18 protein-coding genes are annotated in these 18128 nt (G+C 70.8%); 11 read left to right on the top strand and 7 right to left on the bottom strand.

What is annotated here, in order from left to right; translation table 11 throughout:
* The first annotated feature begins 12 nt into the window (after positions 1-12).
* From ACFYPR_RS20320 to ACFYPR_RS20330, 3 genes are all read left to right on the top strand, one after another.
* On the top strand, positions 13-1773 hold the full coding sequence (locus tag ACFYPR_RS20320) for a phosphoribosyltransferase (RefSeq protein WP_354855720.1): 1761 nt from the start codon (positions 13-15) through the stop codon (positions 1771-1773).
* On the top strand, positions 1770-2834 hold the full coding sequence (locus ACFYPR_RS20325; protein WP_354855719.1) for a hypothetical protein: 1065 nt from the start codon (positions 1770-1772) through the stop codon (positions 2832-2834). Before ACFYPR_RS20320 ends, ACFYPR_RS20325 begins: the two co-directional genes overlap by 4 nt.
* A gap of 181 nt (positions 2835-3015) precedes the next feature.
* Complete coding sequence (locus ACFYPR_RS20330) at positions 3016-6945, top strand: ThuA domain-containing protein (RefSeq protein WP_387261574.1); 3930 nt, start codon at positions 3016-3018, stop codon at positions 6943-6945.
* 55 nt (positions 6946-7000) lie between these two features.
* On the opposite strand, the gene ACFYPR_RS20335 is transcribed toward ACFYPR_RS20330, so the two are convergent.
* On the bottom strand, positions 7001-7414 hold the full coding sequence (locus ACFYPR_RS20335) for a hypothetical protein (protein WP_387183631.1): 414 nt from the start codon (positions 7412-7414) through the stop codon (positions 7001-7003).
* Between the two features lie 88 nt (positions 7415-7502).
* Here ACFYPR_RS20335 and ACFYPR_RS20340 point away from each other — a divergent pair, with 88 nt between their 5' ends.
* Positions 7503-7850 (top strand): PadR family transcriptional regulator, encoded by a 348-nt coding sequence (locus tag ACFYPR_RS20340; protein WP_387183634.1) that lies wholly within the window; start codon positions 7503-7505, stop codon positions 7848-7850.
* On the top strand, positions 7847-8920 hold the full coding sequence (locus tag ACFYPR_RS20345; RefSeq protein WP_387183637.1) for a hypothetical protein: 1074 nt from the start codon (positions 7847-7849) through the stop codon (positions 8918-8920). The genes ACFYPR_RS20340 and ACFYPR_RS20345 overlap by 4 nt, the downstream gene beginning before the upstream one ends.
* Positions 8921-8924: 4 nt before the next feature.
* On the opposite strand, the gene ACFYPR_RS20350 is transcribed toward ACFYPR_RS20345, so the two are convergent.
* Together ACFYPR_RS20350 and ACFYPR_RS20355 are read right to left on the bottom strand one after the other, a co-directional pair.
* Positions 8925-9377, bottom strand: a complete 453-nt coding sequence (locus ACFYPR_RS20350; RefSeq protein WP_387183639.1) for a septum formation initiator — start codon at positions 9375-9377, stop codon at positions 8925-8927.
* 97 nt (positions 9378-9474) lie between these two features.
* Complete coding sequence (locus ACFYPR_RS20355; protein ID WP_387261576.1) at positions 9475-10374, bottom strand: helix-turn-helix transcriptional regulator; 900 nt, start codon at positions 10372-10374, stop codon at positions 9475-9477.
* Between the two features lie 105 nt (positions 10375-10479).
* Here ACFYPR_RS20355 and ACFYPR_RS20360 point away from each other — a divergent pair, with 105 nt between their 5' ends.
* The 6 genes from ACFYPR_RS20360 (at position 10480) to ACFYPR_RS20385 (ending at position 14990) form a co-directional block, all read left to right on the top strand.
* Positions 10480-11178 (top strand): SDR family NAD(P)-dependent oxidoreductase, encoded by a 699-nt coding sequence (locus tag ACFYPR_RS20360; RefSeq protein WP_387261580.1) that lies wholly within the window; start codon positions 10480-10482, stop codon positions 11176-11178.
* 23 nt (positions 11179-11201) lie between these two features.
* The gene (locus ACFYPR_RS20365; protein WP_354855715.1) at positions 11202-11885 is read left to right on the top strand and encodes a response regulator transcription factor; all 684 of its coding nucleotides are present in this window, start codon (positions 11202-11204) and stop codon (positions 11883-11885) included.
* Positions 11882-13171, top strand: a complete 1290-nt coding sequence (locus ACFYPR_RS20370; protein WP_387261583.1) for an ATP-binding protein — start codon at positions 11882-11884, stop codon at positions 13169-13171. Before ACFYPR_RS20365 ends, ACFYPR_RS20370 begins: the two co-directional genes overlap by 4 nt.
* Before the next feature lie 28 nt (positions 13172-13199).
* The gene (locus ACFYPR_RS20375; RefSeq protein ID WP_354855713.1) at positions 13200-13754 is read left to right on the top strand and encodes a DUF5872 domain-containing protein; all 555 of its coding nucleotides are present in this window, start codon (positions 13200-13202) and stop codon (positions 13752-13754) included.
* Between the two features lie 94 nt (positions 13755-13848).
* Positions 13849-14343 (top strand): PepSY domain-containing protein, encoded by a 495-nt coding sequence (locus ACFYPR_RS20380; protein ID WP_355066374.1) that lies wholly within the window; start codon positions 13849-13851, stop codon positions 14341-14343.
* Between the two features lie 209 nt (positions 14344-14552).
* Complete coding sequence (locus ACFYPR_RS20385) at positions 14553-14990, top strand: cold-shock protein (RefSeq protein WP_387261586.1); 438 nt, start codon at positions 14553-14555, stop codon at positions 14988-14990.
* Between the two features lie 13 nt (positions 14991-15003).
* On the opposite strand, the gene trxA is transcribed toward ACFYPR_RS20385, so the two are convergent.
* The 4 genes from trxA to ACFYPR_RS20405 all read right to left on the bottom strand — a co-directional run bounded on the left by trxA (position 15004) and on the right by ACFYPR_RS20405 (position 18105).
* Positions 15004-15351, bottom strand: a complete 348-nt coding sequence (trxA, locus tag ACFYPR_RS20390) for a thioredoxin (protein ID WP_354855710.1) — start codon at positions 15349-15351, stop codon at positions 15004-15006.
* Complete coding sequence (locus ACFYPR_RS20395; RefSeq protein ID WP_355066371.1) at positions 15321-15713, bottom strand: MerR family transcriptional regulator; 393 nt, start codon at positions 15711-15713, stop codon at positions 15321-15323. The genes trxA and ACFYPR_RS20395 overlap by 31 nt, the downstream gene beginning before the upstream one ends.
* A gap of 131 nt (positions 15714-15844) precedes the next feature.
* Positions 15845-17062, bottom strand: a complete 1218-nt coding sequence (locus ACFYPR_RS20400; protein ID WP_387261589.1) for a chitosanase — start codon at positions 17060-17062, stop codon at positions 15845-15847.
* A 146-nt stretch (positions 17063-17208) separates the two neighbouring features.
* Positions 17209-18105 (bottom strand): LysR family transcriptional regulator, encoded by an 897-nt coding sequence (locus tag ACFYPR_RS20405; RefSeq protein ID WP_387261592.1) that lies wholly within the window; start codon positions 18103-18105, stop codon positions 17209-17211.
* Between the last annotated feature and the right edge of the window lie 23 nt (positions 18106-18128).

Raw genomic sequence — 18128 nt, forward strand, 5'->3', positions numbered from 1 at the left:
GCGTCTGGCCCGATGCTGGAACGTGAACAACAGACACCACCGACCACGTTCGACCTCGTTCGCTTCGGGCTGGGTCCGGGCGAGGAACCGAACGAGCAGCAGCGAGCCTTCTACGCCTACGTGGCCCGGATCGTCGCCGGCCACACGATGCGCTACGTAGGATCCGCCGCCGCCTTTCACACCATCGACACGGCGACGGCGCTCGTCGAAACCGAGTCCATCTACGAGCCGCTCTACCGGGCGTTGATGGAGCTTCCTGACCGGGCGGATATCGGGATTCTCGACCTCTCGGTAAGCACCCGAACGGTCAACACCGAGCTGTTCCTCCGCCCGGAGGCTCTGCTGCATCTCGCCTCGGCGGTCAGCGCCGCCTGCGGCAGCGAGCAATGGGCCGCCCGCACCCTGGTCATCCTGCTCCCGACCGAGCAGGCAGAGGACATCAGGCTCCGTGAACAACTGGACGCGCGCCTGGCCTCTGGTCAGATTCACCTTCTCTCCGACGGTGGCACCGCCTCCTGGCCGGGCACCGACGAGGACGACTACCGCAGTGCCCTGGCCCGTCTACAGACCGCGTCGATCGACCTGTTCGAACGCAAACTCATCACCCGGCTCGGCTGGTTTCGTCCGCACGGCCGGCAGGGCGAGCGGAAGGTGCTACGCCACTACTTCGACGCCAGCCGGGCACAGGACGAGCTCGGCCACCTGCTGGACGAGGCGATCGGCGCGGACCGCCCGGACCTGATCGTCTACCACGAGTCCGTCTCGGACTGGCTCGCCAATCCCCTGAAGGGTTCCTGCATCTCCGCCGGCTCGCTGCCGATCCGATCCTTCTCCGAAGCGATGGACACGACGCCGACGGAGGGCCCTCAACCCCGGTCGGTGCTGCTGGTCGTGCCCGTCGTCAACACCGGCGTCTCGCTGACCGAGCGGGTCACCACCCTCCATGCCCGGTTGCGTCCCGAACGACTGCGGGTCCTGTCCGTCCTCTGCGTCGGAGGCCCACAGCCACGGTTCGGTCGCCGCCGGATCGAGGGAAATGACGGCACGGAGCACGAGGTTGCATACTTCCTGTCAGTTGAACAGCGCACCGAGTCGGAAGCCGAGTGCCGCCTGGCTGTGGTGGGAGAGACCAGGCGGTACGAGGAGCGGACCAACACGCTGACCACCGCCGAGTTCTGGGATCTGGTACGAACATGCGGCGTCAAGCCTGAAGATGACGTCCCGGCTCCCCGCCGTCGCGGCTACGCCGTGGTCCCTGACGTCCCACAGATCCTCGAGCAGTACGGAAACTGGCTGGCCGACAAGCTGTGGATGTTCGTGCGTCGGTCAACCAGCACCGTGGGACAGGACATCCTGTTGGTCTGCCCCGAACGCGAACAGGGTTCCCGAAAATTGTCCAACAGCCTGTCCCTGCGTTCCGGCGCTCAGGTGGTACGAATCCCGCGCGAGGATATCGAACGGGTGGTCAAGGGCACCGCACCGGAACAGGTCTTCGATGCCAGGGCCCCTTGGTGCCAGGAACTGGATTCCGTCGCGACGAAGGAGGTGGTCCTCATCGACGAGTTCGTCGGTAGCGGCGACACGATCAGAGCGATGGAGCGCATCGCCCGGGCGAAGGGCCTGAACGTGAAGGCCGTTTGCACACTGCTCGACTTCTCGCCCGACGCGGCCGGGCAACGGCACTCGCTCTACGGCTGGAAGCCACCCGCCTCCCAGACGGACCTCCCCGCGCAGCGCCCGGATGCGGACGGGGCAGCGGTGCGCCGGCCATGACCCGACAGCCGACCGAGAACGATGTCCTCACCCTGCTCGCCCTGCTGCGGGCGGAAACCTCGGACGACGTTGCGTCGATCATGTTCGACGACCTTGTCTGGTCTGTCAGTCGCCTCGACGAGAGATTCCGGTCGAAAGTTCTCGTCCACGCCGCGGCAATCATGGGCTCCCGCTGGCTCGAGGCGGACCGCGTGCGGGACATTTACGAACAGCTTGACAGGTGGCAGGTTGCGCGCAGCGTCGATTTTGCGCTCGTGACGGTGAAGGAGCGCGAGTTCGACGCCGCGAAGGCCGCGCTGGGCGTCGACCTTCGACGTGAGCCCGACTACTCGGTCCGCGGCGCATACTTCTTCGACGTCGAAGTGGCGCGCGACGGCCAGCCGCCGTTGAAGGGGATCATCACCAAGTGCGGGACCGCCGGCAACAGTCGGATGGCGGCCTTCCTGCACACCGTGTTCTCCGCGTACGACGTCCGGCTGTGCTGCCTGGTCGGCATGGCGGCCGGTCACAAGAAGCAGGTCCAGGTGGGCGACGTCGTGTTCGGTGACAAGGTGATCGATACCGGTGGTGGGATCTCGACGGCCCGTGGCTACGTGCCCGACCCGACCCCACTGAATCCGGATCTCCGGATCGCGCGGGAGATGACCTCGTTTCGGCCGGAGCGGCTGGATTGGCACGAACTGATTGCCAAGCAGATCGCCGCCGCGACCGCCGACCTGGACGATCTGCAGGTCCCCGAACTCTTCGACCCGGCGACCTACCGTCCACGGCTCATCCCGAAGACGATCCTCGCGAAGGACGAGTTGATAGAGGACGGGAAGGTAGGGCGGCGGGCACGGCGGTTCGGCCCGGAGCGCCGCACCGGCGCCTTGGAGATGGAGGGCGCCGGATTCGCGGTGGCCTGCGTCGAGGAAGGTGTGCCCTGGATGGTGATGCGCGGGATCGCCGACCTGGGTGAGCCCGATCGCGTGAAGGATTGGCAGTTCGTCAGCACCGTCGCGGCGGCCACCGCGGTGCGGCTCTGGTTGAAGTCCTGCCGGTTCATGCAGGACCGGGCCTAGTACGGCGGGGAAACCGTAATCTGATCTTGCCCCCGAGAGTCGCCTTGAGCTGCGGAGATAACGCTCTCACGGATGGTGCGAGAACCCTTGACGGACCGGGTATCGAGCGGCAACGATGCATGCACACCACCACCCGGCGTGATCGGCGCACGTCGTCCCGCACCCGCGAAAGGACCTACCCGTGCGCAGATCCCTGAGAGCGTGGTTCGGCGCTGCGCTGAGCGCGATCCTCGTCCTGGGCGGCGTCGTCGCCACGCCGCCCGCGGCCAGCGCCGCGCCGTTCACCGTGCTGGTCTTCAGCAAGACCGCCGGATTCCGACACGGATCCATCACCCCCGGCATCACCGCGATCCAGCAGCTCGGTGCCGCCAACGGGTTCACCGTCGAGGCCACCGAGGACGCGGCCCAGTTCACCGACGCCAACCTGGACCGGTTCGCGGCGGTGATCTGGCTGTCCACCACCGGCGACGTGCTCAACGCCGCACAGCAGGCGGCGTTCGAGCGCTACATCACCGGCGGCGGCGGGTACGTGGGCGTGCACTCCGCCTCCGACACCGAGTACGACTGGCCCTGGTACGGCGGGCTCGTCGGCGCGTACTTCGCCTCGCACCCGGCCGAGCAGACCGCCACCGTGAAGGTCGCCGACCAGGTGCACCCGTCGACCAGGGCGCTGCCGCAGCGGTGGAGCCGGTTCGACGAGCTCTACAACTACCGCGCCAACCCCCGGGGCAACGTGCACGTGCTGGCCACCCTGGACGAGAGCACCTACACCGGCGGCAGCATGGGGTACGACCACCCGATCTCCTGGTGCCAGAACTACTCCGGAGGGCGGGCCTGGTACACGGGCCTCGGCCACACCGACGCCTCGTACACCGACACGGCCTTCCGCCAGCACCTGCTCGGCGGCATCCAGACCGCGGCCGGGGCGGTCACCGCCGACTGCGGCCCGACCGTGACCACCAACTTCCAGCAGGTGGAGCTGGCCAAGGGCGCGGCCGAGACCGGCGAGCCGATGAGTCTCACCGTTCTGCCCGACCGGGGGGTGCTGCACACCTCCCGCGACGGCGTGATCCGGCACACCGACGCGGCCGGCAACACCAAGATCGCCGCCACCCTGGCCGTCTACAGCGGCGACGAGGAGGGCCTGCAGGGCATCAAGGCCGACCCCAACTTCGCCACCAACCGCTGGGTGTACGCCTACTACGCGCCCCCGTTGAACACACCCGGCGGTGGCGCCCCGGCCACCGGCACGCCTGCCGACTTCGCCGCCTGGGACGGCGTCAACCGGTTGTCCCGCTTCACCGTGAACGCGGACAACACCATCAACCTGGCCAGCGAGACGCTGATCCTCAACGTGCCCACCAGCCGGGGCATGTGCTGCCACGTCGGCGGCGACATGGACTTCGACGCAGCCGGCAACCTGTACCTGTCCACCGGCGACGACACCAACCCGTTCGACTCGGCCGGGTTCACCCCGATCGACGAGCGAGCCGGCCGTAACCCGGCCTTCGACGCCCAGCGCACCGCGGCGAACAGCAACGACCTGCGCGGCAAGGTGCTGCGCATCAAGCCGGGCGCGGCGGGCGGTTACACCATCCCGGCCGGCAACATGTTCGCGCCCGGCACCGCGCGGACGCGCCCGGAAATCTACGCGATGGGGTTCCGCAACCCGTTCCGGATGAGCGTGGACAAGGCCACCGGCATCGTCTACCTCGGCGACTACGGCCCCGACGCGGGCACCGCAGACCCGAACCGGGGGCCGGCGGGCAATGTGGAGTTCGCCCGGATCGACCGGCCCGGCTTCTACGGCTGGCCGTACTGCACCGCCCGCAACGACGCCTACAACGACTACACGTTCCCGTCCGGGCCGTCCGGGCCGAAGTTCGACTGCGCGGGCGGGCCGGTCAACAACTCGCCCAACAACACCGGCATCACCCAGCTGCCGCCGGCCGTCCCGGCCTGGCTGCCGTACGGCGGTTCCGGCTCCCCGCCGGAGTTCACCGGCGGTGGGCTGTCGCCGATGGCCGGCCCGGTCTACCGGTACGACCCGAACAACACCTCCGCCGTGGCGTTCCCGCAGTACTACGACGGCACCTTCTTCGCCGGTGAGTTCGGCCGCCGCTGGATCAAGAACGTCAAGCTCGACGCGGCCGGCCAGCCCTTGAAGATCAACCCGTTCCCGTGGACCGGGACGCAGGTCATGGACATGGAGTTCGGCCCGGACGGCGCGCTCTACGTCCTCGACTACGGCACCGGTTGGTTCAACGGCGACGCCAACTCGGCGCTCTACCGCATCGAGTACGCCCGCGAGGGCAGAGCGCCCGTCGCCAAGGTCACCGCCACTCCGACCAGCGGCACCGCGCCGCTGACCGTCGCCTTCTCCTCGGCCGGCACCCTCGACCCGGACGGCGACCCGTTCACCTACGCCTGGGACTTCGACAACAACGGCACCACCGACTCGACCGCGGCGAACCCGAGCTTCACGTACACGACCAACGGGACCCGCAGTCCGACCCTGACGGTCCGGGACACCACCGGCAAGACCGCCACCGCGAGCGTGGTCGTCACCGTCGGCAACAGCGCCCCGGTCGTCACCGTGAACACCCCGTTGAACGGGCAGAACTTCGCCTTCGGGGACGCGGTGCCGTTCAGCGTCACCGTCACCGACGCCCAGGACGGCGCGATCAACTGCGCCCGGGTCAAGGTGAACTACGTCCTCGGCCACGACTCGCACGGCCACCAGCTCGGCAGCGTGCAGGGCTGCACCGGGGTCATCCAGACCTCGGCCGACGGCGAGCACGACACGGCGGCGAACATCTTCGGCATCATCGACGCCGAGTACACCGATCTGGGCGGGGGCGGCCAACCCGCGCTGACCACGCACACCCAGGCCGTGCTGCAACCGCGCGTGCGCCAGGCCGAGCACTTCGGCGACTCCTCGGGTGTCCAGATCGTCGCCGGGGCGGCCGGGCACGGCGGCGCCGCGGTCGGCTACATCGACAACAACGACTGGATCTCGTTCCGCCCCTACAACCTGACCGGCATCCAGTCGTTCAGCGCACGGGTCGGCGCCCCGGCCGGCGGCGGCGGGACGCTGGAACTGCGCGTCGACTCGCCCACCGGGCCGCTGGTCGGCTCGGCCACGGTAACGCCCACCGGCGGGTACGCCACCTTCGCCACGGTCACCGGTGGGGTCACCGCCCCGACCGGCACCCGCACCCTGTTCCTGGTCTTCAAGGGCACCGGCCCGTGGTTCGACATCGACGAGTTCACCCTCTCCACCAGTCCCGGCGGTCCCGGACCGGACCCGGATCCCGAGCCGGGCACCAACCTGGCCAAGGGCAAGCCGGCGCGAGCATCCAGCTACGAGGGCGCGTTCGTCGCGGCCAACGCGTTCGACGGCGTGGCCGGAACCCGCTGGGGCAGCGCCTTCGGCGACCCACAGTGGATCGACGTGGACCTGGGCGCCACGTACGCCCTCAGCCGGGTCAAGCTCACCTGGGAGGCGGCGTACGGCAGCGGGTACCAGATCCAGACCTCGACGGACGGGGTCACCTTCACCACGGTCCGGACGGTGACCGGCGGCGACGGCGGGGTGGACGACCTGACCGGGCTCACCGGCTCCGGCAGGTACGTCCGGCTCCTCGGCACCGCCCGCGGCACGGCCTGGGGCTACTCGCTCTACGAGTTCGAGGTGTACGGCGCCACCGGCGGCCCGACCGGCGGCAACCTGCTGCTCAACAAGCCGACGACGACGTCCAGCACCGAGGGGGCCGACGTGACCGGCGCCCAGGCGGTCGACGGCAGCCTCACCACCCGCTGGTCGAGCACCTTCTCCGACCCGCAGTGGATCCGCGTCGACCTCGGCGCCCCGACCGCCATCGGTCGGGTCAAGCTGAGCTGGGAGGCGGCGTACAGCAGCGCGTACCAGATCCAGACCTCCAACGACGGCACCACCTGGACCACAGTGAAGACGGTGACCGGCGCGGACGGCGGCGTGGACGAGCACAGCGGCCTCGGCGCGAACGGCCGCTACCTGCGCATCTACGGCACCGCCCGGGGCACCGGCTACGGCCACTCGCTCTGGGAGGTGGAGGCGTACAGCAGCTGAACCACCACCGATGACGTGGCCGGCGCGGTCCTCCCCGTGCCGGCCACGTCGCCGCTCAGCTGCTGGGCGTCGGCGCGGGCGTCCGGGTGAACGGCCACGGGGGATCGCCAAAGAGGTTGGTGCAGGCCGCGAGGAGTCCCTGCTGGGCGTCGGCCAGGCGAAGGTATGCCGGCCCCTTGTCGATCGTCGGGTCGTTCTTCACCCAGAGGTCGCCGGCCTGCTTGGCGGCCGCCCCCAGCCGCTGACCGGCCTCGCGGATGCCGGGATCGGTCGCCTCGACCGCACGACTGGCAACGCCAATGTCGTCCGGAGGGAAGGGCTCCTTCCTCTCCATGGAGAGGGTCAGACGGGTACACGCGGCCTCCGCGTACTTGTCCGGGGGTGCGGTGGGGCTGGCAGCGGGGGAGGACGCCTCGGTGGGAGAGCATCCGGCCAGCAGCAGGGCGGCGAGCGCAAGCGTGCGGATCACGGCAGGAGGCTAGCAATCTTGCGAAACGACCACACCTCCAATGCGACGTACCCTTGAATATGCCGATTACCGGTATATGCTTCTCGGCATGACCGACAGTCCACTTCGGGAGCCGACGTTCTTGGTGCTGACCGCTCTGGCCGAGTCACCCAAGCATGGCTACGCCGTCATCGAGGACGTGCTACGCATCTCCGACGGCCGGGTGCGCCTGCGCGCGGGCACCCTCTACGCCGTACTCGACCGGCTCCGCGCCGACGGTCTCATCGAAGTCGAGCGCGAAGAGGTGGTGCAGTCGCGACTGCGTCGCTACTACCAACTCACAACCCTGGGCGCGCGCCGACTCGCCGAGGAAGCGGCCCGCCTGCGACACAACGCGGACGCCGCTCGCGTGCGACTGCGCCGCGCCGGCCTCCTGACCCACGGAGGTGCGGCGTGAGCAGCGACGATCTGGAGCGCCGCTACCGGCGGCTGTTGGCCGTCTACCCGTGGGAGCACCGCCGGGCGTACGAGGACGAGATGGTGGCCGTGCTCGTCGCCGGCGCTCGGCCGGGCCAGCGGCGGCCCGCCGCGGGAGACGTGCTGAATCTGGTCGGTGCCGGGCTCCGGGCTCGGCTGCGGGTGGGCGCACGGGGGTTCACCGAGCCGACCTGGACGGACGCGGCGGCCGTGACGGGCCTGCTGGGCGCGCTCGTCCTACTCGCCCTCGCCGGGACGTCGTTGCTCGACCAGCTCATCTCCAATCCGGGTTTGCCGCCGGGGTTCGGGCCGAGCGGCCCGGACGTCGTCGACTGGCTACGGGTTGCCGGCTGGGCGGGCGTCTGTGTGGCCGTGCTGGTCGGGTGGCGCCGGGTGGCTGTCGGTCTGGCCTGGGCCGGTGTGCTCGGCTGGGGCGTGCTGGTCGCACCGCAGGCCGGCGACAACCCGGGGTACGTGGTGGAAACTCTGCCCCAGCTCGCGCTCGCGGTCGTGGCAGCCGCCGCGCTGACCGTGCCGGTGCCGCGGCGCCGGTTGCCTGCGCTGCTGGGTGTGCGCCGACTGCTGGCGCTGCTGCTCGCGCCGGTCGCGGCGGTCGCGCTGTTGGAGGTCAACCGGGTGACCAGTCCCACGTTCGCCCACAGCGACGAGGTTACCTACCAGGTCTTCTACGGCATCGAGGCCAGCAGTTCGCTGGTCGTCTGGCTCTATGTGGCCGGCCTGGGGGCCGCCGCGTTGATCGTGCTTGTCGCGCTGGTCACGCTCGACCCCGGAGTACGCCGGCGGATCGTCGTTATGCTCCTGCCGGTGGCGGCACTCGCCCTGGTGATCGACAACGCCCTTGCCGGCTGGGCCACCTCCACCATGTACCTGGGGCACACCATTCCGCTGGTGCCCGCGCAGTGGGCGATGCTGGTTCTTGTCCCACCGGTGACCTTACTGGCCGGAGCCCTGCTTGTCCGTCGTCGAGAGGAAACCCTGCGCATGGTCGCCCTCGGTCGGGCTGCGGACCGCGAGCAGCCGGCGGGCTAGACGCTTAGTCGTCGGCGACGGCCACCGGCTCCGCGCCGACGCAGCGGACCTTCAGCTCGTACTTGCCGCCCGAGCCCTCGAACGTGACCTCGACGTCGTCGTCCGGGCCCCGGTCCACGTCGTGGACCCGGTAGCCCTGCGCTGGCGCCCAGGAGACGAGGCGTACGCCACCGGGAGCGCACTCGGCCACGGCCGTGCCGCCGTCGGTGGCGAAACTGCGGCGGATCCCGGAGTTGGGGCTCGCCGTGCCGGGGCCGGGCGGCGCGACGCTTGTGGTGCCGGTGGGGATCGGCTCCGGCGAGGCGAGCGCCCGTTCGATCTCGGCCTCGCTGCGCACCCCGCCCGGGGTGCCGGTGATGCTCTCGCCGACCAGCCGGATCGCACCCAACCCGATCAGGGTGGCCACGGCGATGGTCGCCACCCACCCGACGGCGACGAGGATCGAACGACGGCTCATGCCCCGACTATCCCCGATCCGGGGTCGTCGCCCACACATCCCAACGCTAAAGCAGAGTTAAGACCGCCCTCGCTGCCCTGTGCTGAGCGGCGTTCGGTCAACGCCCGGCGCGGTGCCGGGTGGTGTCGCCGAGGTCGGCAGACGTCGACGGGTCGGGAACCCCGGCCACGACAGCCAGGCGCATGCTGGTCTCGTCGCTGGTGCCCGGAGCCGCGGTGAGGATCACGATCTTCAACTCGGCGTCGCCGTCGGTCAGAACGTCGCAGTCGACCGTGACGGCACCGACCGACGGATGTTCGACGATCTTGCGGTCTTCGCGGTGCGCGGCGACCGTCCCGGCCGCCCACAGCTCGGCGAACCGCTCGTTGCCCTCGGCGAGGTCGCGGATGAGCTTGGCCAGGCGACGGTCACGGGGAAACCGGCCGGTGGCGCGCCTGAGGTCGGACACGACCGCGGCGCTCGTGACTTCGTCGTCCAGTGCGAGCACGGGCCACTGCGACAGCCGTGGCTTGTCGGAGGTCACCGGGAAGGTGTCGCGAGCGAAGTTACGCAGGCCCGGCGGTGACGCCGACGGATCGCCCAGCAGCGCCGCCCAATTCCGGTTCCACCAGATCAACTGCCAGTCCGCGGCGAAGACGGCGACGGCGGCGTCACCGAGGCGCCCCACCACCCGCTGCACCCCGGGCGGAATGTGGTCGGAGATCTGGTCGTCCGTCGGGGCGGCCAGGTGGGCCAGCCGGAACAGGTGGTCGCGCTCGGCGGAGGTCAGCTGGAGGGCACGGGCGAGCGCGGAGGTGACCTGCGCCGAGGGTGTGGTCGCCCGGCCCTGCTCCAGTCGCACGATGTAGTCGACAGACACGCCGGCCAGCTCGGCCAGTTCCTCCCGTCGCAGTCCGGCGGCCCGGCGCCCACGGCGGGCGGGCAGACCCGTGGTGGCCGGCGACAGGCGGTCACGCCACGCGCGGATCGTCGCCCCCAACCCTGCGGCCTGCGTCATCACGCCTCGATTGTCACGCACACCCTGGCCGTGAGGGTGGTATCGCTTGTCCTACCGTTGTGACGTCTCTGGCACGTGGATGCGCCACGGCAAACGATGGACCGTATGACGATTACCTTCATCACCGGAGCCAACAAGGGCCTCGGCCGCGAGACCGCCCGCCGTCTCATCGGCCTGGGTCACACCGTTCTCGTCGGGGCGCGTGACCCTGACGCCGGCGCCGTGACGGCCGACGCCCTCGGCGCGCGGTTCGTGCAGATCGACGTCACCGACGAGGAATCCGTCGCCGCTGCCGCCGCCGATGTCGAGAGGCACGAGGGCCACATCGACGTACTGGTCAACAACGCTGGCGTCCACGGGCCGTTCGGCGACCCGAGCGACCTGACCGGCGACGACCTGCTCGACGTCCTCAACGTCAACCTCGTCGGCGTGGTGCGGACGACCACCGCCTTCCTGCCGCTGCTGCGCCGCTCGACCGACCCCGTGATCATCAATGTGAGCAGCGCGATGGGCTCCCTGTCGGCCACGCACGACCCGTCGCGGGCCGAGTCGGGCGTCATCGCCCCCGTCTACACGTCGTCGAAGGCGGCGCTGACCATGCTGACCACCCAGTACGCCAAGGCGCTGACGGACGTCCGCGTCAACGCCGCTGACCCCGGATACACCGCCACGGACCTCAACGGTCACAGCGGGCCGCAGACCGTCACCGAGGGCACGGACGCCATCGTCGCCCTCGCCACCGAAGGGCCGGGACATCGTTCGGGCCGCTTCGTCGACCGCCACGGCGAGATCGCGTGGTCCTGATGGCGAACCGTTAGCCTGCCAGGGTGGCCCGCCTGCTGCTCATCGAGGACGACCTGACGATCCGTACGCCGCTGATCCGAGCATTGCGGGAACGCGGCCACGCGGTCGCCGCGGCCTCGACCGCGATGGCCGGGCTGCGCGACGTGCTGGAGGACCGACCGGACCTGGTCGTCCTCGACCTGGGTCTGCCCGACCTGGACGGACGCGAGCTGCTGCGGATGCTGCGCGCGGTCAGCTCGGTGCCGGTCATCGTCGCCACCGCCCGCGACGACGAGACCGAGATCGTCCGGGTCCTCGACGCGGGCGCCGACGACTACGTGGTCAAGCCGTTCACCGCCGCGCAGCTCGACGCCCGCGCCCGAGCGGTGCTGCGGCGGGGCCCGGCCAGCGCCGACGCGCGGGAGGTGTCCCTCGTGGTGGGCGGGCTGCGCGTCGACCCCCGGTCCCGGCAGGTCACTCTGGACGGCACGCTGGTGGAGCTGACGCCGCGCGAGTTCGACCTGCTGCACCACCTGGCCGGCCGGCCCGGACAGGTGGTCACCAAACGCGAGCTGCTCACCGAGGTCTGGCAGATCCCGTACGGCGGCGCGGACAAGACGGTCGACGTGCACCTGTCCTGGCTGCGCCGCAAGCTGGGGGAGAGCGCCCAGCAGCCCCGCTACCTGCACACCGTGCGCGGCGTCGGGGTACGACTGGAGGCGCCGTGAGGGCGCGGCTCGCGCTGCTGGTCGCTGCGGTCAGCGTGCTCACGCTCGTCGCCTTCCTGGTGCCGCTGGCGCTGCTGGTCCGCACCGTCGCCCAGGACCGGGCCACCGTGCGGGCCACCGCCGACGCGCAGAGCCTCGTGCCGGTGGTCGGCACCGCCGACGCGCCGACCATCCGGCTCACCGTCGAGCAGCTCGCCGCGGAGTCCGGTCGACCGGTGAGCGTCTTCCTGCCCGACGGCACGGTGCTCGGCGCCCAGGCGCCCCGTACGTCCGCGGTGGCCCTGGCGGCGCGCGGCCAGAGCCTCACCGGGGAGTCGGCGGCCGGCCGGGAGGTGGTCATCGCCGTGCAGGGCCGGGCGGACGGCACCGGCGTGATCCGGATCGTGGTGCCGCGGCAGGAGCTGACCGCCGGGGTGACCCGGGCCTGGCTGGTGCTGGCGCTGCTGGGTGTGGTGCTGGTGCTGATCGGGCTGGCGGTCGCCGACCGGCTGGCGCGCACGCTGGTGCGGCCGATCAGCGAACTCTCCGCCGTGTCGCACCGCCTGGCGAACGCCGAACTGGACGCCCGGGTCACGCCCGCAGGCCCGGCGGAGCTGCGCGAGGTGGCCGGTGCTCTCAACCACCTGGCCGGCCGGATCCAGGTTCTCCTGCTGCAGGAGCGCGAGCAGGTCGCCGACCTGTCCCACCGACTGCGGACACCGTTGACGGCGCTGCGACTGGAGGCGGAGTCGCTGCGCGACCCGGACGACGCGGCCCGGATCGCCACCGCCGCCGACGGGCTCGAACGAGCGGTCACCGGTCTGATCCAGCAGGCCCGCTGGCGTCGCGCGCCGACGCCGGGGACGGCCGCGTCGGATGCCGCCGCGGTCGTCGCGGACCGGGTGGCGTTCTGGTCGGTGCTGGCCGAGGACACCGGTCGGGCCGTGCACCTCGACCTGGATCCCGGCCCGCTCACCGTCGGGGTGCCCGCCGACGACCTGACGGCCGCCGTGGACGCCCTGCTCGGCAACGTCTTCGCGCACACCCCCGACGGCACACCGTTCACCGTCCGGCTCGCGCGCGACGACGGGGAGGTGCTGCTCACCGTCGCCGACGAGGGACCGGGCATGCCGTCGGGCGCGGTCCGACGGGGTGCCAGCGCCGCCGGGTCGACCGGACTCGGCCTGGACATCGCCCGCCGCGCCGCGCAGGCCGGCGGCGGTCGGCTGGAGCTGCGGTCCGGTCCGCAGGGCGGGGCGCAGGTGCTGCTCCGGCTCGGTCCGTCGACGTCGCGGCGAGAGGCATAGCCGCTGCGGTGCCGGGTAGCTGCCACCCATGGCGCGGTATACGAAACCCGAGCTCAGAGAGCAGATCAAGGAAGAGATCAAGGCGTCCGACAAGGGCGGTCGGCCGGGTCAGTGGTCGGCACGCAAGTCACAGCTGGTCACCCAGGAGTACAAGAAGCGCGGCGGCGGTTTCCTGGGCGAAAAGGACGAGCGGCAGAAAGCGCTCCAGCGCTGGGGCAACGAGAAGTGGCAGACCAAAGAGGGCGACACCCGTGCGCGCAAGGACGGCACGACGAGCCGCTACCTGCCCAAGAAGGCCTGGGACGAGATGTCGGAGAGCCAGAAGCGCGCGACCGACACCAAGAAGCGGGAAGCCTCCCGAACCGGCAGGCAGTACGTCGCCAACACCGGGCCGGCCAAGAAGGCGCGTCGAGACGCCACCACCGCCGGTCGGATCTCGGAGATGTCAGTCGCCGAGGCCAGCAAGCTGGTCCGTGGCCTCGACACGCGGCAGCTCAGAACGGCCCTGCGCAACGAGCACGCCGGCAAGGACCGCAAGACGCTCGTCCAGCGGCTCGAAGCGGAACTCAACCGACGCGGCTGACGGACTTAACCCGGCCTTAGCGTCCGGACAGCGCGCCGCTATCCCGATCCGACCGATCCTCGGAGTCGACAACCGAGGAGAGGTGGACACCACGATGAAGCGCACCAATCTGCTTCTGGCGACGGTCGGCGGCTCGGCGGTGCTGGCGGTGGCCGGGGTCGCGCTGGGCGTCGCCGCCGCGAACGACACGCGGCGCGGCGACACGGCGCTCGCCGCGGCGACCATCGCCCCGACGGGCACGGACGCGCCGGACGACAGCGCCACCACCGTCGCGCCGGGGGCCAGCGGCACGCCGTCGGCGGGGACCCCGTCGGGTACGCCGTCGAGCGGCACGCCGTCCGCCGGCACCGCGCCGGCGGGCAGCGCGGTCGACGAGCAGCGCGCCGGTGAGATCGCGCTCGCCAGGGCCGGTGGCGGCCAGATCGTCGAGGTCGAGGCCGAGCAGGAGCACGGCCGGCCGGTGTGGAGCGTCGAGATCATCGCCGGCGACATCGAGCACGAGGTGGACGTCGACCGGGACAACGGCGCGGTGGTCAAGGCCGAACAGGAGCCGGTCGACGATGACGACAGCTCCGGCGACGACGACTGACGAAAGACCGGCGACCAGCGACGCCCCGACCGGATCCGGCACAGCGGTCGGGGCGTCGCCACGCGCCGGGCCGGCACCACGCCTGCCGGCGGATCAGCTCTTCGGACGAGATCGCTCACCACGGGTCACCACGGGTGTTCCGGTACCGTTGCCAGACGGTGTGCGGGCCAGGTCGAGGTCCTGGTCGAGTGGCGGGGTGGGTGGTGGCGGTGGGTGCGGTAGGTAAGGTCATCCGGTTCGACGAGGCCCGTGGTTACGGCTTCATCGCGCCGTCGAAGGGCGGCGAGGACATCTTCGTCCACGCGAACGATTTCGGCGAGCAGCGGCATCTCGTGCATCCCGGCATGCGTGTCGAGTACGAGGTGGAGGCCGGTGAGCGTGGTCTGAAGGTGGCGTCCCTGCGGATCGTCGAGCCGGTCGCTGTCTCCCGGCCGGAACGGGCGCCGACCATCACGTCGAGCCGGACCGCGCTGGCCGGCGAGGACGACGGGATGTGCGACGTCCTGTCGCCGCGCGAGTTCACGTACGAGGTGACGGAGTTGCTGATCGAGCGGGTGCCGACGCTGACCGCGGCCCAGCTCTCCGCGATCCGGCAGTCTCTGGTCGACCACGCCAGATCACACGGCTGGGTCGAGAGCAGAGCCTGACCCTGCCCGCCGGTCAGAGGCCCGCGTGCAGGGTCAGGCTCTGCCGCAGGTGGAGTTTCGGCCGGGACCCGACGACCGAGCCGACGACCTCGCCTTGACGGAACACCAGCAGCGTCGGCAGGGACATGACTCCGTAGCGCCGCGTGGCCTGCGGGTTGTCGTCGGAGTTGAGCTTGGCGATGGTCATGCGGTCGCCGAACTCCTGGGCCAGCTCGACGAGGCTCTTCTCGATCATCTTGCAGGGCGGGCACCACTCTGCCCAGAAGTCGACCACGACGGGCCGGTCGCTGGCCAACACCAGCTCGGCGAACGTGGCGTCGGTGACGGTGATCAGGGGGCGGACGGTCGTTTCCTGGGGCATGTTTCCTCCCGGTGCGCGATGGCGTGGGTGAGCTGGGTGCGCAACTGCTGACGGACCGCGGTGAGCCGGTCGAGGTAGTCGTCGACCTCGGCGAGCTTGCGCCGCAGCACCAGCACCGAATCCGGGCAGACATCGCCGGACGCGTTGCCCGCTCGCAGGCAGGCGACGAACGGTCGGACGTCGTCGAGGCCGAAGCCGACGTCGAGCAGTGCCCGGATCTCCCGGACGACCCGCAGCTCCGCCTCGTCGTAGACGCGGTAGCCGTTGGCCGAGCGCTGCGGGCGTACCAACCCGTGGGCCTCGTAGTAGCGCAGCGTCCGGGTGCTCGTGCCGGCCCGTTCAGCCAGCTCGCCGATCAGCATCAGACCTCCTCGACCAGCCCGTCGTGACCAGGCTAAACCTTGTCGTCAGCGTCAAGGCAAGGTCGCTCCCGGGGACGGCTCAGGGCGCCGCGAGGCGGCGCCCTGAGCGTCGGTGCGTGCCGGAGAGGGTTCTAGCCGATGCGGAACTGCTCGCCGTAGACGGCGAACGTCAGCGGCGTGTTCAGGTTGACGTTGCCGTTGTTGAGGAACACCCGCTGGGCCGTGTCGACGCGGGACGTGTCCGAGTGGGCTTCTTCCTTGCGCATCTCGATGACCCGCTCGTCGAGGAACGCGTTGAGCCAGGTCCGCTCGTCGCCACCCTGGGCCGGCGGCTTGGCACGGGCGAGGGCGCGGCTGCGGGTCTGGCGCATTCCCTCGTACCCGTGCATGACCGCCGCGTCGTAGTAGGCGAACTGGCCGAGTGCCCGTACCCCGTCGTTCTTGCCGTCACGGACCGACGGGTTGAAGTAGACCCGGTCCCGCTCGGCCTCCTGCGCGGCCCGGAACACCGAGTCGTTGGCCGCGGTGCGCCAGTCGCGGGGGAAGTTGGGGTCGAGGCCGGCGTGCGACGCGGTGCCGTTGACGGCGCGCAGCGCCGGCAGGTATCCGGCCAGCACGTTGCCGGGCTTGGTGTTCGTGTACGCCTGGACCAGTTCGAGCATGTCGCTGGTGCCGGAGCAGAAGCCGATGATGCCAGCGGTGTAGCCGCGACCGTCGCCGATGTCCTCGATGTAGGAGAACTGCGCGCGCCAGTCGAGCGAGGAGTTCTCCGCCGCCGACACGAGCTGCATGGCGACGTCCTTCTTCGCCGGGTCGTCCAGGTTGGTGCCGGCCGGGACGGTGGCGGTCGGCGTGGGGGTGGGGTTGCCGCCGCCGGGAAGGGTCCACTGCTGGTTGGTGGTGCGGCCGCAGGTCCAGATCTGCAACCGGGCGCCGTTGGCGGTGCTCCGGTCGGTCACGTCGAGGCATTTGCCCGAGGTGGTGTTGACCAGGGCGCCACCGCTGGCGGCGGTCCACTTCTGGGCGCCGGTGTTGTTGCAGTCGTACAGCTGGATCTTGGCGCCGTTGGTGGTCGACGCGGCGGTGACGTCGAGGCACTTGCCGAGCGCGCGGATCGAGCTGTCGGTGTTGCCGACCGTCCACGTCTGGGCCGCGCTGCCGTTGCAGTCGTAGAGCTGCACCGCCGTGCCGTTGGCCGGATTGGCGCCGGCGACGTCGACGCACTTGCCACCGAGGCCGGTGATCGGGCCGGCGGTCGCGGCGCTGGCCGACGGGAGGCCGTAGCTGACCGCCGCGACGCCGATCAGCAGGGTGCCCACGACGTAGGCGGCTGTTCTCTTGCGGACCATGGGTGTTCCTCGGGGAAGGGGCGGCGTGCCGCCGGCCGGTCGGTGCCCGGCGCGGCGATCGGCCCCGGCGGGCACCGCGAGCTTCAGGAAACAGTATTAACAGATAGTGGTACGTCGATCAACTGCCACATCGGCGACGATCAGGATCAATCGAGGAAGGCGGTTGTGGCGCTGCGCAGCGCGGAGACGCACGCGACCACCGCGGGGTGGCCACCCGCGCCCCTGCGGTAGGCGACGCGCGTGCGGCGGCGCATGGCCAGCGGCAGGAGCTGGACCTGCGGGGAGGGCTGCGCGATGGCGAGCTGTGGAATGAGAGCGACGCCCTGACCGGCGGCGACGAGAGCGAGCATGGCGGTGAAATCGTCGGCGTGATGCCGCACCGCCGGAGTGAAGCCGGCCAGCTGGCAGGCGTGCAGGGCGACCGAGTGGCAGAGCGTGCCGGGACTGCCGAGGATCCACTGGGCGTCGCGTGCTGCGCTGATCGGCTCGGCGGCGGTGTTGTCGGCGGTGTTGCCGGGCACGGCGAGGAAGACGGTCTCCTCCAGCAGGGCGATCGAGTCCACCGTCGGGTCGGGTGGGGTCGGCGCGATGTCGTAGTCGTGCAGCAGGGCGACGTCGAGCCGTCGGCTCCGCAGGGCGGCCGGCATGTCGACCGGGTCCAGCTCGCTGATCATGAGGTCGAGCGCGGGATGGTCGCGGGCCAGGGTGGCCAGGGCTGCCGGCAGCAGGGTGCGTACGGCGCTGGGGAAGGCCCCGATGCGGACGCTCGCGCGCAGACCGGTTCGGGCGGCCGCCAGGGTGGCGTCGGCGGCTTCCAGCGCGGCGAGAACGACCTCGGTGTGCTGCACGAGCGCGGTGGCGGTCGACGTGAGGCTGACCCGGCGTCCGGTGCGCTCCAGCAACCGGGTGCCCGCCTCCCGTTGCAGGGCGGCCAGTTGCTGCGAGACGGCGGACGGCGTGTAGGCGTGCGCCTGGGCGACCGCGGCGATGGTGCCGAGGCGGGCCAGGTCCCGCAGCAGGACCAGGCGACGGACGTCAAGCATCAGCTCAGCTTACGGATAGGCGG

It is taken from the genome of Micromonospora sp. NPDC005254, from assembly GCF_042872525.1.
In the GTDB taxonomy this organism is placed as follows: domain Bacteria; phylum Actinomycetota; class Actinomycetes; order Mycobacteriales; family Micromonosporaceae; genus Micromonospora.

Coding starts and splice junctions, on each gene's coding strand:
- ACFYPR_RS20320 (WP_354855720.1), top strand. CDS start 13: ATGCTGGAACGTGAACAACAGACACCACCGACCACGTTCGACCTCGTT.
- ACFYPR_RS20325 (WP_354855719.1), top strand. CDS start 1,770: ATGACCCGACAGCCGACCGAGAACGATGTCCTCACCCTGCTCGCCCTG.
- ACFYPR_RS20340 (WP_387183634.1), top strand. CDS start 7,503: ATGACCGACAGTCCACTTCGGGAGCCGACGTTCTTGGTGCTGACCGCT.
- ACFYPR_RS20350 (WP_387183639.1), bottom strand. CDS start 9,377: ATGAGCCGTCGTTCGATCCTCGTCGCCGTCGGGTGGGTGGCGACCATC.
- ACFYPR_RS20355 (WP_387261576.1), bottom strand. CDS start 10,374: ATGACGCAGGCCGCAGGGTTGGGGGCGACGATCCGCGCGTGGCGTGAC.
- ACFYPR_RS20360 (WP_387261580.1), top strand. CDS start 10,480: ATGACGATTACCTTCATCACCGGAGCCAACAAGGGCCTCGGCCGCGAG.
- ACFYPR_RS20375 (WP_354855713.1), top strand. CDS start 13,200: ATGGCGCGGTATACGAAACCCGAGCTCAGAGAGCAGATCAAGGAAGAG.
- ACFYPR_RS20380 (WP_355066374.1), top strand. CDS start 13,849: ATGAAGCGCACCAATCTGCTTCTGGCGACGGTCGGCGGCTCGGCGGTG.
- trxA (WP_354855710.1), bottom strand. CDS start 15,351: ATGCCCCAGGAAACGACCGTCCGCCCCCTGATCACCGTCACCGACGCC.
- ACFYPR_RS20395 (WP_355066371.1), bottom strand. CDS start 15,713: ATGCTGATCGGCGAGCTGGCTGAACGGGCCGGCACGAGCACCCGGACG.
- ACFYPR_RS20400 (WP_387261589.1), bottom strand. CDS start 17,062: ATGGTCCGCAAGAGAACAGCCGCCTACGTCGTGGGCACCCTGCTGATC.
- ACFYPR_RS20405 (WP_387261592.1), bottom strand. CDS start 18,105: ATGCTTGACGTCCGTCGCCTGGTCCTGCTGCGGGACCTGGCCCGCCTC.